Source organism: Streptomyces sp. NPDC041796 (genome assembly GCF_055590785.1).
Genome location: NZ_JBVJAH010000006.1, coordinates 64593 through 78562 on the forward strand (window position 1 = coordinate 64593; position 13970 = coordinate 78562).

The 13970-nt window shown below is 71.2% G+C and carries 9 protein-coding genes, 1 tRNA gene and 1 other RNA gene; 1 reads left to right on the top strand and 10 read right to left on the bottom strand.

The window, feature by feature from the left end; translation table 11 throughout:
* Positions 1 to 48: 48 nt before the first annotated feature.
* Both ACZ6C1_RS13405 and ffs read right to left on the bottom strand, forming a co-directional pair.
* Positions 49 to 2346 (bottom strand): DNA polymerase III subunit gamma and tau, encoded by a 2298-nt coding sequence (locus tag ACZ6C1_RS13405; RefSeq protein WP_469240493.1) that lies wholly within the window; start codon positions 2344 to 2346, stop codon positions 49 to 51.
* A 60-nt stretch (positions 2347 to 2406) separates the two neighbouring features.
* Positions 2407 to 2505: signal recognition particle sRNA small type (gene ffs, locus ACZ6C1_RS13410), an RNA gene on the bottom strand.
* A gap of 130 nt (positions 2506 to 2635) precedes the next feature.
* Between ffs and ACZ6C1_RS13415 the strand changes: the two genes are divergently transcribed.
* A tRNA-Ser gene (locus tag ACZ6C1_RS13415) sits at positions 2636 to 2720 on the top strand.
* Between the two features lie 385 nt (positions 2721 to 3105).
* Here the strand turns inward: ACZ6C1_RS13415 and ACZ6C1_RS13420 are convergent.
* The 8 genes from ACZ6C1_RS13420 to ACZ6C1_RS13455 all read right to left on the bottom strand — a co-directional run bounded on the left by ACZ6C1_RS13420 (position 3106) and on the right by ACZ6C1_RS13455 (position 13940).
* Complete coding sequence (locus ACZ6C1_RS13420) at positions 3106 to 3912, bottom strand: leucyl/phenylalanyl-tRNA--protein transferase (protein WP_469240495.1); 807 nt, start codon at positions 3910 to 3912, stop codon at positions 3106 to 3108.
* The gene (locus ACZ6C1_RS13425; RefSeq protein WP_469240497.1) at positions 3909 to 7184 is read right to left on the bottom strand and encodes an amino acid adenylation domain-containing protein; all 3276 of its coding nucleotides are present in this window, start codon (positions 7182 to 7184) and stop codon (positions 3909 to 3911) included. The genes ACZ6C1_RS13420 and ACZ6C1_RS13425 overlap by 4 nt, the downstream gene beginning before the upstream one ends.
* A gap of 72 nt (positions 7185 to 7256) precedes the next feature.
* Positions 7257 to 10433, bottom strand: a complete 3177-nt coding sequence (locus ACZ6C1_RS13430) for a putative bifunctional diguanylate cyclase/phosphodiesterase (protein ID WP_469240499.1) — start codon at positions 10431 to 10433, stop codon at positions 7257 to 7259.
* A 437-nt stretch (positions 10434 to 10870) separates the two neighbouring features.
* Positions 10871 to 11656, bottom strand: coding sequence for an Fpg/Nei family DNA glycosylase (locus tag ACZ6C1_RS13435; RefSeq protein ID WP_469240501.1), 786 nt, complete (start codon positions 11654 to 11656; stop codon positions 10871 to 10873).
* A gap of 60 nt (positions 11657 to 11716) precedes the next feature.
* Positions 11717 to 12691, bottom strand: coding sequence for an NAD(P)-dependent alcohol dehydrogenase (locus ACZ6C1_RS13440; RefSeq protein ID WP_469240503.1), 975 nt, complete (start codon positions 12689 to 12691; stop codon positions 11717 to 11719).
* Positions 12688 to 12921, bottom strand: a complete 234-nt coding sequence (locus ACZ6C1_RS13445) for a helix-turn-helix transcriptional regulator (RefSeq protein WP_469240505.1) — start codon at positions 12919 to 12921, stop codon at positions 12688 to 12690. The genes ACZ6C1_RS13440 and ACZ6C1_RS13445 overlap by 4 nt, the downstream gene beginning before the upstream one ends.
* Positions 12915 to 13343 carry a hypothetical protein gene (locus ACZ6C1_RS13450; RefSeq protein WP_469240507.1) on the bottom strand — a complete coding sequence of 143 codons (429 nt, stop codon included), beginning with the start codon at positions 13341 to 13343 and terminating at the stop codon, positions 12915 to 12917. The genes ACZ6C1_RS13445 and ACZ6C1_RS13450 overlap by 7 nt, the downstream gene beginning before the upstream one ends.
* Before the next feature lie 111 nt (positions 13344 to 13454).
* A complete protein-coding gene (locus ACZ6C1_RS13455; protein ID WP_469240509.1) occupies positions 13455 to 13940 on the bottom strand; it encodes a tetratricopeptide repeat protein in 486 nt (161 codons plus the stop codon).
* Positions 13941 to 13970: the final 30 nt, after the last annotated feature.

The following is a 13970-nucleotide window of genomic DNA, read 5'->3' on the forward strand; positions in this document are numbered from 1 at the left end:
GCCCGCTGAGCGGGGCGATCTTTGTGCGGGCCACCGAGGACGCCCCCGCTACTCGTTCGTATATTCCTCCACCACCGTCGCCCCGAGCTCGCGCACGATCAGCTCGTGGCCGGAGAGCGCCGAGTCGACGAGGTCGGGGTCGTCGTCCTCCGGCATGTCGTCCTCGGGTCTGACCGGCTGCCGGGCCGCCGGGGCCCGCGGAGGCTCCGGAGCGGGCGCGCCGGACCCCGCGCCGGGGGCCTGCCGGGGCGCCTGCGCCTGGGACGCCTGCTGTACGGGCCGGGCGGCGGCCTGCGGGGCGGCCTGGGCGGCGGGCGAGGACGCCTGGGGCGGACGGCCACCGCCACCGCCACCGCCTCCGCCTCCGCCTCCGCCGTAGCCACCGCCACCGCCGCTTCCGCCGTAGCCACCACCGCCTCCGTAGCCACCGCCGCCCGCGCCGCCTGATGCCGGCGGGGGCGCGGAGCCGCCCGAGGGGTCGACGATCGCCTCGATCTTCCACTGGACGTTGAACTGCTCGGCCAGCGCCTGCCGCAGGACGTCCTCGCTGCCACTGCCGGCGAAGTTGTCACGGGCACCGGCGTTGAGGAAGCCGAGCTGGAGGGTGGTGCCGTCGAAGCCGGCCACCTGGGCGTTCTGGCTGAGCAGGATCCAGGTGAAGCGGCGGCGGTTCTTGACCGCCTCCAGGATGTCCGGCCACATGTTCCGCACCTGGGCGGCACCCTGCGCCATACCGGGGCCACCGGTGGGCGCGGAGGCGGGCGCGGCGCCTGCGGGCGCGGGCGTGGACACGGGCGCGGGCGCCGAGGGCTCCTGCTGCGCCGGGGCGGAGGAGCGGGGTGCGGACGCGGTGGGCCAGGCGCCCGGCCGGCTGCCCGGCTCCTGGGACCCGGGCGCGGCGGCGGACGGCCACGCCCCGGGCCGTGCCGCGGCGGGTGCCGGGGGCGCGGGAGCCGGTTCGGGGTCCGCGGGGGCGGGAGCGGGTACCTGAGCGGGCGCGGGCACCTGGGCGGGCGCGGGTGCCGTCGCCGGGGCGGGGGCGTCGCCCGGGCCCTGTACCGCCGCGCGGGCGGCGGCCGGCCCGCCGACGGGCGCGGCCGACGGCACGGGGGCGTGGGCCTCGGGACCGGGTACGTACCCCATGGCGGGCCCCGGTCCCGTCGCCTGGAAGGCGGCGCCCTGGACCACGGAGCCCCGCTCCAGCCGGTCGAGCCGGGCCAGCAGCGACCGCTCGTCGGTGAACGCGGCGGGCAGCAGCACGCGTGCGCAGATCAGCTCGAGCTGGAGCCGGGGGGAGGTGGCACCGCGCATCTCGGTCAGCCCGGTGTTCACGATGTCGGCGGCCCGGCTGAGCTCGGCGGCCCCGAGCACGGACGCCTGGGCCTGCATCCGCTCCACCACGTCGGTGGGCGCGTCGATGAGCCCCTTCTCGGCGGCGTCCGGCACGGCGGCCAGGATCACCAGGTCGCGCAGCCGCTCCAGCAGGTCGGCCACGAACCGCCGAGGGTCGTTGCCGCCCTCGATGACCCGGTCGACCACCTCGAACGCGGCGGCGCCGTCCCCGGCGGCGAAGGCGTCCACCACCGAGTCGAGCAGCGAACCGTCCGTATAGCCGAGGAGCGCGGTGGCCATGGCATATGTCACACCGTCCTCGGCGGCACCGGCCAGCAGCTGGTCCATGACGGACATCGAGTCACGCACCGACCCGGCACCGGCGCGCACCACGAGCGGCAGCACACCGTCCTCGACGGGGATCTGCTCCTTGCCGCACACCTCCGCCAGGTACTCCCGCAGCGTGCCGGGCGGCACGAGCCGGAACGGATAGTGGTGCGTACGCGACCGGATGGTCCCGATGACCTTCTCGGGCTCGGTCGTCGCGAAGATGAACTTGAGGTGCTCCGGCGGTTCCTCGACCACCTTCAGCAGGGCGTTGAAGCCCGCCGAGGTGACCATGTGGGCCTCGTCGATGATGTAGATCTTGTACCGGCTGCTCGCGGGCCCGAAGAAGGCCTTTTCCCGCAGGTCACGGGCGTCGTCCACGCCACCGTGCGAGGCGGCGTCGATCTCGATGACGTCGATCGACCCCGGCCCGTTCCTCGCCAGGTCCCGACAGGACTGGCACTCCCCGCAGGGGGTGGGCGTGGGGCCCTGCTCACAGTTCAGACAGCGGGCCAGGATCCGTGCGCTGGTCGTCTTCCCGCACCCCCGCGGCCCGCTGAACAGGTACGCGTGGTTGACCCGGTTGTTCCGCAGGGCCTGCTGCAGCGGGTCGGTGACATGCTCCTGCCCGATGACCTCGGCGAAGGACTCGGGACGATAGCGGCGGTACAGCGCAAGGGACGACACCCTTACGACGATATCGGGCCCCACCGACAATCGGCCCGGCCCACCGAACCCGCCCCCGACAACGCAAGCGCCCCTCACGCACCCGCCAGAGCCGACCTACCCTTGCTGCCTTCCGGCCCTGGGGGAGTTCAGTCAGATAGCGCCACGTGAGGGGCTGCGCCCAGCTTACCCGATGCCGAGCGCCCCCGTGGGCACCCCCCTGGCGTCCGGGAACCCCCGCGGGCGCTCTCGGACGGTCCCGGGGGAACGGGTTCGCGAGCACTCCTCAACGTCTTGTATTGTTTGCGGCGGAGGATTCGCCTAGAGGCCTAGGGCGCACGCTTGGAAAGCGTGTTGGGGGCAACCCCTCACGAGTTCGAATCTCGTATCCTCCGCAGCCGCCCACCAGGGCAGACAAGGACCCGACCGCATCGCGGCCGGGTCCTTCGTCGTTCGGTGGTTGCGGTATGGCCGCGGCTGCGACTTTCGGGGCGCCCAGGGCCGACCGTTCAGGAATGCCCGGCACACGCCGCGACGGTCGGGGCCCCGCCACCTGGGCTTCCCGCACGCCCGTGGCCATGACCCGGGTCGGGCACGAGGCCATCGGCGTGGAGGTCACCTGCCCGCCGTCCGGTGGCCCCACGACCGGAGAAGTGCCGATCGGTCGCAGCGCGGGTCGGACCACCACCGGGACGACTCCACCGTCCTCACAGCCGTAGCGGGCGGCACGGTGGATCCCGAGTCCGTCGATCGCCCGGGCGGGCAGTGCGGCGAACGCGCTCATCGCGACCCCGTCGGCGGGGTGAGACGGCGGGCGGGCAAGGTGGCGGCGGGCATCATCGGGAGGCTGTCGCACGCGGCGCGCCGGAGGTGTCGCACGTACTGCTCTCGAGGTACGAGAAGGGCGCCCAGGCCGCGGACGTGCGGGCTGTCCCGCTGGGCGTCGAGCAGCGTGCCGCCGGCCTGGGCGAAACGCGCCGCGAGGTCGGCCACCGCGACTTTCGAGGCACCGGGACGGTGGAAGAACATCGAGTCCATGCTGACGACGGACCCGACCTGGAGGCCGAAGACGCCGCCGATCAGCTCGCCGCCCTCCCACACTTCGACACTGTGAGCGTGACCCAGCTCGTGAAGGCGCAGCAGGCTTGCGATCAGCTCGTCGGTGAGCCACAACGGGTCGCGGTCGGCCCGGCATGCGCGGACGACCTGCTCGAACCTCTGGTCCAGGCTGGTCGACCAGGCCAGCCGATTGCGCAGCCGCCGGGCGAGGCTGCGGCTCACGTGCGCGGCCGAGACGGGCAGCACCGGCCTGGGGTCGGGCGACCACCAGGAGACGGCGTAGGGATCGTCTGACTCCTCCCCCACGAGTTCCTCCCCCACGAGCGGAATGCGGCCCTCGTCGACCTGGTCGGCGTAAACCACCTCGTTGAGGACGCGGGTGTAGTCGTCGGACGCCGGGAACGGATAGACCCCGGCGCGGTACGCCGCCAGGAGGCCGGCGGGGCTGAGGTCGGCGCAGAAGGCCACCGGACCGTCGCGAGCCGCGTCCAGCACGTCCAGCGCCTCCCAGCGAGGGCATCGGCTCACCACCGTGCCGCTTCCCGCCCTTGGCTCCTCACCGGGCGGACGGCGCCGGACCGCTGGAGGAAGTCGATGTAGCGGTCCATCATCTGCGCGTCCACCGGCGGAATGTCGATCCCGCTGTCCGCCAGGGCCCGCTCAGCGTTGTCGCGGGTGAACTCCGTGAAAACGCCCTGGAAGTACATTTCGCTCACGGTGATGTCGGCGTGCGCGCACCGGTCGACGAAGAGCGGGACGAACGGCGTGATCGGGTCGGTGGGGTGCCCGGCCGCGTACTTCACCAGAGCGGCGATCCACTCGGCGTACGAGATCTCCTGGACCGGGTAACCCCGTCGGCGAAGGCGCTCAGCGAGCGAGCTCAACAATGCGGGGCGGGGGTTGGTGATGTGGTAGACCTCGCCGCGGGCGGGATGGCGGGTGGAGATGTGTCCGACGGCGCGGGCGAGCTGGTCGGCCGGCAGGAAGTCCAGCGGCAGCGGGACGGCCGGGCACAGCCCGGTCCGCGCGATGAAGTCGATGAGGGCGGCCATCTCGCTGCTGGTGTTCATCACGCCGGTTCCGCTGCTGCCCGTGACGTCCATCAGGCGGTAGACGGCGACCGGCAGGCCCGCGTCGGACGCCCTCCGCAACAGCGCCTCGCCGACCCATTTGGTCTCCACGTATCCCACCGACAGGTATTCGGGGAAGCGCAACGGGGTGCTCTCCGTCACCTCGCGCACCCCGGCGGGCCCGAATCCGGCGAGCACCGCCATGCTGGAGGTGAAGTGGACGGGAACGGCACGGCCGGCGGCGAGGCGGATGATCTCGAATGTTCCGTCGACATTGACCGCGCGCAACTCGTGGTACGGGTAGATGAAGTTGACGTGGCCACCGAAGTGGTACACGGCGTCGATCGTCGATCCGAGCTCCTCGAACCGGCTGGGTGACAGCCCCAGCCCGGGCTTGCCCAGGTCGCCGACGACCGGCTGGACACGATCGCTGGACAGATCGCTGAGGGCGTGCCGCTGGTGACTCACCCGGATCCGTTCCAGGCCGTGCTGTTCGTCGGAGGCCCTGACCAGGCACAGGACCCGCCCGGTCGTCCTGCGCAGTAGTTCGTCGATCATGTACGCCCCGCAGAACCCCGTGGCCCCGGTGAGGAGGACGTCGCCGGGGGGCCGGGGGGCCGGAGCCGGTGCGCCACGACCCACTTCCGGAAGGCGCCGGTCGGTCTCGGCGGTGAAGTCGACGCTCCCGCCGTCCGGGTGGGCCAGCGTCCCGGCACGCGCCTTCCGCACGGACTCGGCGAACGCGGCGAGCGTCGGATACCGCAGCAGTGAACGGGTCAGGTCGCGGATCTGTGTGATGCCGATGCCGAATACGACGCGGGTCCGGGCGAGCATCTCCATGGCCAGGAGGGAGTTGCCGCCCAGCTCGAAGAAGTCGTCGTGCGGGCGGACGTAGTCCACACCCAGGATCTGGCTCCACAACTGGGCCATTCCCTGCGGCACGGGACGGTCGTCGGCGCCGGTCGTCGGCGCCGCGGTCACGGGTTCCGGCAGGGCCTTGCGGTCGAGCTTTCCTCCGGGCGTGACGGGCAGCCGCTCCACCGCGTGGAAGGTCGCCGGGATCATGTAGCCGGGCAGTACCTGGGCAAGTGCCGACCGCAGCCGTGCGCGCAGCACCGCCTCGCCGCCGGCCGGCGGCGAAGCCGGCGTGACGTAGGCGACGAGGTCCCGGTCGCCGCTGCCGCGTGTCCGGGCCACCACCATCGCCTGGCCGATCTCCGGGTGGGCACCGAGCGCGGCCTCGACCTCGGCCGGGTCGACCCGGAACCCGCGGATCTTTATCTGGTCGTCGACCCGGCCGAGGACTTCCAGGTTGCCGTCCGAACGCCGGCGCCCCAGATCCCCGGTGCGGTACATCCGGTCGCCGGGTGTCGAGCCGTGCGGGTCGGGCAGGAACTGCTGTGCGGTCAGGGAAGGTTGGTGCCAGATACCACGCGCCAGCCCCGGACCGCCGATATAGATCTCGCCGCGCTCGCCCGGCGGCACCGGGTGCAGTTCGGCGTCGAGCACGTGGACCTGAGTCCCCTCCAGGGGCCTGCCGACCGGGGCGAGGGCGGTGTCCGGCGCGGCGAGCACTTCCTCGTTCAGGTCGCAGAGCGTGGAGGTGATGGTGGTCTCGGTGAGCCCGTAGGCGTTGACGAGCCGGGCGCCGGGGATCCGGTGCAGTATGGCGCGGCAGTCCTTCGTATGGACGATCTCGCCGCCGACGATGGCGAGCCTCAGCGACGCGAGGGCCTCGTCGTGGTCCGGGGCGGAGACGATCCGATGCCAGTAGGCGGGGGTCAGGTCGGCGACGGTGATCCCGTGCTCCGGGAAGCGGTGCAGCAGGTCGGTGGGCGCCCACGTATGTGTTCCCGCGAGGACGAGTGTCGCGCCGCTGAGCAGCGTGGCGAAGATCTGCTCCACCGAGGTGTCGAAGCCGAGCGCCGCGGCGTGCAGCACCCGGTCGCCGGGCGTCAGTTCGTAGGCCCGGGCCACCGCGGTGAGGGAGTGTGCCAGCGACCCGTGACTGATCATCACTCCTTTGGGAGGCCCGGTGGATCCGGAGGTGTAGATCACGTAGGCGAGGTCGTCCGGCCGGGGCTCCGGGGTCGGCTCCGGGGTCGGCCCCGGGGCCGGCGGGGCCGGTTCCCCGGGGTGGATGATCCGCGCCTCGCGCTCGGCGAACATCGGGGCGTGCTCGCGGTCGGAGACGATGAGGCGTGAACCGGTCTCCCCGGCCAGTCCGGCCATCCGTTGCCGTGGTGTCGCGGGGTCGAGGGGCAGGAACGCGCCGCCGGAGCTCAGCACCGCCAGCAGCGTGACGACGAGCTCGGGCACGCGGTCGAGGCACACGGTGACGACGGACGCCGCGTCGACGCCCGCCTCCCGCAGCCGTCGGGCAAGCCGGTCGGCGCGGCCGGTCAGCTCCGCGTAGCTGAGCCGGCCCTCGTCCGAGAGAACCGCGAGAGCGGACGGCTCCCGCCGCGCCCGTTCCCGGATCAGCTCGGGCACACTGCTCGGCCAGGACTCCTGGGGCCGCCGCTCGGCGCGGGCGCTCGCGGGCCGCATGTCGGTCCACAGGCGGTCGACCAGGCCCGCGCACCACCCGGCGGTCTCCGGCCCGCCGACCCGGCGCCACCCGGCCGGAAGCCGGCGATCGGCAGGCCAGATCGCGTACTGTTCCTCGTCGTTGCGCAGTACGACACACAGTGCAGCCGACTCCGTCGACGGTCGATCACGTTCCGGCACCTTGGGTCTCCCGCCTTGCGCGGAGTACTACGGAGCACGACCCGCGCCGCTCGCGGGAGAGGGCCGCCGCCATCACGGCTTCCTGCCCACGGCTGTTCCGCGCAGTCCGGGCAGCCGGCCGAGCGGTGGCGCGATGACGAGGTGCTCCGCCTCCTCGGCACCGACCGGCTCGGCGAAGAGGTATCCCTGGCCGAACCGGCAGCCCATGGCGATCAGCGACTCCTGCTGCCTCACGTCCTCCACTCCCTCGGCGATCACGGTGAGGCCGAGTGTGTCTGCGAGATGCGTGATGCCCTCGACCAGGGCGTACTGTTCGGGTGAGCGCCCGAGTTCGTCGACGAACGACTTGTCGATCTTGAGTATCGAGATCGGAAACTCCCGCAGATAGCTCAGCGACGAGTAGCCCGTTCCGAAGTCGTCGATCGCGATACGGATACCGAGGTCGGTGAGCGAACTCATCTCGGCCAGAATCCGTTCATCGTTGTACATCAACACATTTTCGGTCAGTTCCAGTACAAGGGACGACGGTTCGATTCCGGAAAACTCCAGAGCGCGCCGGATCACGTTGTAGAACTCCTCGTCCCGGAACTGACGCGGAGACACGTTCACGCTGACGTAAGGGGCGTCGCGGTCGGCCGTCCGCTCGCGCAGCACGGAGTCCTCCAACCGGACCGCCTCGGCCGCGGCCTGGTCGAGCACCCACGCTCCGAGCGGAACGATCTGCCCGCTCTCCTCGGCCAGCGTGATGAACTGTTCCGGCAGCACCATGCCCTGTGTGGAGTGGGGCCAGCGAACGAGCGCCTCGAAGCCGGCGATCCGCCCACTGGCCAACTCCACGATGGGCTGGTAAAGCACCATGAAGGAGGTTTCGATCGACGAACTGTCCAGCCCTTCCTGCAACCGGGCACGCTCAGCCATGCCGCGCTGCAGCTCCGGGTGATACCGGCGCCACTGGCGCTTGCCCGCCGTCTTCGCCGCGTACAGCGCGAGATCGGCGTGCGTCAGCAGTTCGACCGAGTCGACGCTGTCCTCCGTCGTCGCGACGCCGACGCTGGCGTACGTGCTCAACGGCCCCACACTGAGCCGGAACGGCTCCGCGAACACGGACATCACGTGTTCGGTGAACCGCTCCACGCCCGTCGGCCTGGTGGAGCCCTCCACCAGCAGGGCGAACTCGTCGCCGCCGATGCGGGCGGCGGTGTCGGAGGCACGGACGGCGGTCTGCAGCCGGAGCGACAGCGCGACGAGGAGTTCGTCGCCCACACCGTGGCCGTGTATGTCGTTGACGACTTTGAAGTCGTCCACGTCGACGAAGAGCACGCCGACCACCGTGCCGTCGCGCTGGGCCTGTACGAGGGCGTGGTTGACGCGCTCCTCGAAGAGCACACGGTTGGCCAGGCCGGTGAGCGAGTCATGGAACGCCTGGTGGGTGAGTTCGCGTTCGAGCTTTCGCTGTTCGGTCACGTCCCGCAGGGTGAGCACCACCCCGCCGACGGTGGCCTCCTCCCGCAGGTCGCTCCACCTCACCTCGACCTCGATGGTCGCCCGGTCGGCGCGGACCATGCGCCAGTGCTCGCTCCGGCTGTGGTATTCGCGGCTTCGTATCCGTCCGAGCGTGTCGGCCACCGTGCGGCTGTCCTGCGGCGGCACCAGATCGACGATGTGCGCCCCCTCGAGGTGGGCGACTCCGAGCATCTGTTCGGCGGACGGGCTGGCGTAACGGACCCGGTCGTCGTCGAGGATCAGAATGACGTCGGAGGCGTTCTGCACCAGTGTGCGGAAGTACATCTCGCTGTTGCGCCGGTTGACCTCCTGGGCGAGGGCGACCCGCGCCACGGCGAGTGCCGCCTGCGCTGCGAGAGTTGCCAGCGTTTCGCGGAGCACAAGCAGGTTCCGCTCGTCCCCGGTCACGATCAGTGCTCCGATCAGCGGATCGCCCGACGGGTGATCCTGCGAGGTGAGCGGGCAGACCAGGGCATGGCTGGTGCGGGTCGGCTCCCCGTCCTGGCCCGTGAGGTGGGAGGCGAGCTCGGGCCCCACCCCGTCGAGCGTCACCAGGCGGGTCCCGCCCGACGCCATCAGTTCCCGGACCGTTGCGGTCACCGGCGCGGTCAGGGGACCTCGTACGCCGCCGTGCATCCGGTCCAGCCAGAGCGTGTTGTCCGGCACGGTGAGCAGCGCGGAACGCGGCGGGCCGTGCGACATCAGCTCTGTCACCGCGGAGAGGACGGCAGTGGCCACATCCCGTGGATCACCCGCCCCGCCCAGCGACGACACCGCCTTGCGCAGCACCTTCTCCCGTCCCACTGCCTGCCGGTGGGTCGCCGCCACGCCCGACAGGCGGTACAGCACGAGGATGAAGAGCACCGCGGAGAACACCCCGATGACGCCGACGTTGGCGTTCGCCCCGCGCACCGCCTCCGTCAGGAGGATGGCCGGCGCGATCAGCGACGCGAGGGTGAGCAGGCTCAGCCGGCTCATGCCGGTCTCACCGTGCCAGGTCACCGGCTGGGTCAGCGACCGCATGGATGGATGGAGCGCGGCGGCCGCCCAGGCGCCGTACAGGACGGCCCAGCCGAGATCGACCGCGGTACCCGTGCGCCAGGTCCCATGCAGTTGTATGAGGCCGTATGCCACGTCCGCCGCGAGCAGGGCGAGGGTGCCCGTGGTGAGCAGGAGGAGCGAGAGGCTCTTGCCGCCCCGGCCGGCGAGCAGGCGCAGCAGCATCGCCAGGACGAGGATGTCGCCGAGCGGATAGGCGATGGAGAACGCCTTCTGTATCCAAGTGAGGCCCGAGGCCTGGGCGTAGGGCTCGATGAGGTAGAGCCACACCAGCAGTGCCAGACCGACCGTCAGCGTCAGCGCGTCGACGAGGCTCGCCCGGTCGCGCCACCCCGTGCGCCAATGGACGAAGCCCAGCAGCCCGGCCGCATAGAGCGGATATGCCGCGAGATAGAAGCCGTCGTGGATCGACGGAAACGGCAACTGTTCGGCGTGCGTCTCGATGAGGACGATCTGGGTGGCTTGGCCCGCGGCGAAGGCGAGATTCCCGGCGGCGAGCAGCAGCCAAGGAAGTCGATGCGCCGGGCGGTTGAAATAGACGCCCAGGCAAATACCGATGACGCCGACCGCTCCGATGCATACGAAGATCAGCCGCTGTTCCGGAAATGTGTAGTAGAGCGCGATCAGCACGACGACGCATACGGTCACGGCGACCGTCGCGGCCTGGCTTCGCGGTCGCTGGTTCACCCCAAACCCACCTCCTGGCAGGGCCGGTTGTCGGGTGGACCGAGCTGAGCCAACGGCACCGGAGGTCAGCTGTCATCCCGAGGAATCGGGCCGACGGCTGAACGGGGGGGGAATTCTCCGGCCGGTCTCAGCCCTGGTCGCCTGGGAACGCGTCCGGTATACCCAGTCAAAGGTATACTCGCTCGCTGAATCGCGGCTTTCTGGCTCCTTGTCGCCAAGACGACGTGTCCTTCTTCCAGCTTACCCAGCTCGCAATTTCCCGCATGCGCACGGGGAGACGTGCCGCGTCGTTTTCGCGAGGCACCTCGTTCCCCTCGTGACTGAAGGCCCGCACCGACATCGGTGCTGGGCCTTCGTCGTTCCACGGTCGCGCCGGACTCGGTTCGCCGTCGGTGTGGACCGGTGCGGCCCGGTGGGGGCTGAACGCGGCGTGGCGTTCAGTCGTCCGGTTGGCAGCGTGGGCACCACACCGTGCCGCGGCCGGCCATGCGGGAGCGGTGCAGGGGGGTGCCGCAGCGGGGGCAGGCCGGGGCGGGGGCGTCGCGGTGGCCGGTGAGCCAGGAGTCGCGCGGCGGGACCCGGCCCGCGGTGACCGCGGAGCGCAGGGTGCGCCGCATGTGTGTGTAGAGGCGACGGCGTTCGGCCCCGGTGAGGTCGCTCGCCCGGCGGGTGGGGCGCAGTCCCGCGCGCCACAGGATCTCGTCGGCGAGCAGATTGCCGAGTCCGGCCAGGACGGACTGGTCGGTGAGGACGGTCTTGACGCGGCCGCGGCGTGCGGAGAGCGCGGCCTCGAACTCCGCGCGGCCCACCTCCAGGGCGTCGGGTCCCTGGTGCTCCAGGAGCCGTTCGACGCCGACGTCGTCGGCCAGCCACAGCCCCTGGAGTTTGCGCTGGTCGCGGTAGCGGAGCTGACGACCGTCCCCGACGGTGAACAGGACACGGTCGTGGGTCCCGGCCGGCTCGTCGGGGTGGCCGCAGACCAGCAGGCCGGTCATACCGAAGTGCAGCACGAGCGTGGGGCCGCCGCCGGTGCGGGCGAGCAGCCACTTCCCGTGCCGCTCCGCCTTCGTGATCCGGCGGCCCTCCAGCGCGTCGCGCAGCCGCCGCGCGCTCACCCCGTGCAATACGCCCGCGTCGCGCACCTCGACGCGCTGGACGACCCTGCCCTTCGCGCACGATTCGAGCACCTCACGGAATCCCTCGACGTCCGGCAGCTCAGGCATGGGGGGCGCCCTTCTCGAACACGCGGAACACGCGGAGCGCGCGACGGCCGGGCCCGACCGTCAGACGGTGATGACGACCTTGCCGCGCGCGTGGCCCCGTTCCCAGTACCGGATGGCCTCCGGGGTGTCGGCCAAGGGGTAGGTGCGGTCGATGACCGGGGTCAGACGGCCCGCCTCGATGAGGTCCTTCAGCGTCTGGAGGTCCTCCTGGCGCTCCGCCGAGAACAGACCGCGCAGCTTCTGACCCACGAACGGGGAGAGCAGCAGCGCCCGCAGGACGCGGTCGGTGCCGCCGAGCCAGCGGCCTCCGTTCTCGCCTCCGACGAGGACCAGGGTCCCTCGGGGGGTGAGGACGCGCCGGAGCTGGGAGAGGGGGCGGTTGCCGGCGGTGTCGACGACGAGGTCGTAGCGGTGGCCGCCGGCGGTGAGGTCGTCGCGGGTGTAGTCGATGACCCGGTCGGCGCCGATCGAGCGGACCAGTTCCGTCTTGGTGGTGCTGCACACGCCGGTGACGTCCGCGCCGAACGCCTTGGCCAGTTGGACCGCGTACGTACCCACTCCGCCCGCCGCGCCGATGACCAGGACCTTCTGGCCCGGCTGGACGCGGCCCGCGTCCCGGAGGGCCTGGAGGGCGGTGACGGCGGAGATGGGGACGGCGGCGGCCTGCTCGGCGGTGAGGTTCGCGGGCTTCGCGACGAACCGGTCCTCGGGGGCGCACACGTACTCGGCGAAGGCACCCTCGCAGAAGCCGAACACGTCGTCGCCCGGCCGGAACAGGGTCACCGCGGCGCCCACGGCCTCGACGCGGCCCGCCACCTCGCGGCCCCGGACCGGGACCTTGGGGGCGCGGAGGCCGAACCCCATGAGCCGGAGCAGGTACGGCAGGCCCGTCATGAGGTGCCAGACGCCCGCGTCGACGGCGGCCGCGTGCACCCGTATCAGTACGTCCGCTTCGCCCGGTGCAGTCGGTTGGTCGACGTCCCGGAGCTCCAGTACCTCGGAGGAGCCGTACCTGTCGTGCGCGATGGCTTTCATGGCGTCTCTCCTTCGTTGCCCGGGTACTGGAAGACCTCGTCGAGGCGGACCTTGAACACGCGGGCGATCTGGAACGCCATTTCGAGGGAGGGCGAATAGCGGCCCTTCTCGATGGCGATGACGGTCTGACGGGTCACGCCGAGGCGGTCCGCCAGCTCCGCCTGGGTCATCTCTCCGTGGGCGAACCGGAGGGAGCGGATCTGGTTCGTGACGCGGGTCGGCTTCACCACGGCTGGAAACCCCACCTGTAGGCGGCGATTTTCGCGGCCGACCCCAGGGCGGCGGAGAGAACGAACGCCAGATAGATCGTGTTGGCGATCCAGAAGTGGTCGGCCTCGGCCATCGAGAGCACCAGGACCGCCACGCCGCCGACGACCAGGAACGACTGTCCGGCGTATTCACCGAACCGGCTGATCTCCCTGTCGCGCTGGTCCTTCTTGTTGGCCTCCTCGGGGGAGGCGACCGCGGCCAGGATGGTGAGCGCGATCGCCGCGGCGATCGCGGCCCCGACGCTCCACAGCAGCGTCGCCGCGTACGTCACCTCGGCGAGGGGGATGCCCTGCGCGCGCCCCAGGATCACGCCGACGTAGGCCAGGTAGGCCCCGACCGCGACCACCGCCATGATCCATGCGCGCTTCTCTTCGAACGCCACTCGCCCTCCCCCACGTAAAACAAACTTGACATTGAGGAGCGTAAAGAAACGCATACATGATGTCAATGATTCTTTACCTCGGGCTCAGGTGGCTCCCTCGACGTGCCGTCGTCATCCCGTGGCGTCGAGGTCCTTGGCGTAGAGGGCGATGGCACGGCGGTACTGCTGGACGGACGGGTCGTGGCTGGTCGTGGCCAGCAGGTCCAGCAGGATCCGCATGGCCTCGTGGTGATCGCCCGTGTTGTACAGCGCCATGGCGAGGAAGGCCCGGAGGCCGCCGTCGTCGGGGTACTCCGCCACGCCGCGGCGGAGGGTGTCGACGGCGCGTGGGTACTGGCCGAGCACCCGGTAGGTGCTGCCGAGGCCGAGGAAGGCGCCGCGGCGGTCCTCGGCCGGGAGGCCGGTTCCGGTCAGGCAGCGCTCGTAGAACGGGACCGCCTCCGCCTCCAGGCCCAGCCGGTCGTGGACGCAGGCCGTGCGGTACGCCACGTCGGCGTCGTCCGGTGAGCGGGCGGCCAGGTCCAGCAGGTGGCGGCGGGTTTCCTCAAGACGGCTTTCCTCAAGACGGCTTTCCTCAAGGCGGGTTTCCTCTTCCACAGGGCGGGTTTCCTCAAGGCGGGTTTCCTC

Coding starts and splice junctions, on each gene's coding strand:
- ACZ6C1_RS13435 (WP_469240501.1), bottom strand. CDS start 11,656: ATGCCTGAGCTGCCGGACGTCGAGGGATTCCGTGAGGTGCTCGAATCG.
- ACZ6C1_RS13440 (WP_469240503.1), bottom strand. CDS start 12,691: ATGAAAGCCATCGCGCACGACAGGTACGGCTCCTCCGAGGTACTGGAG.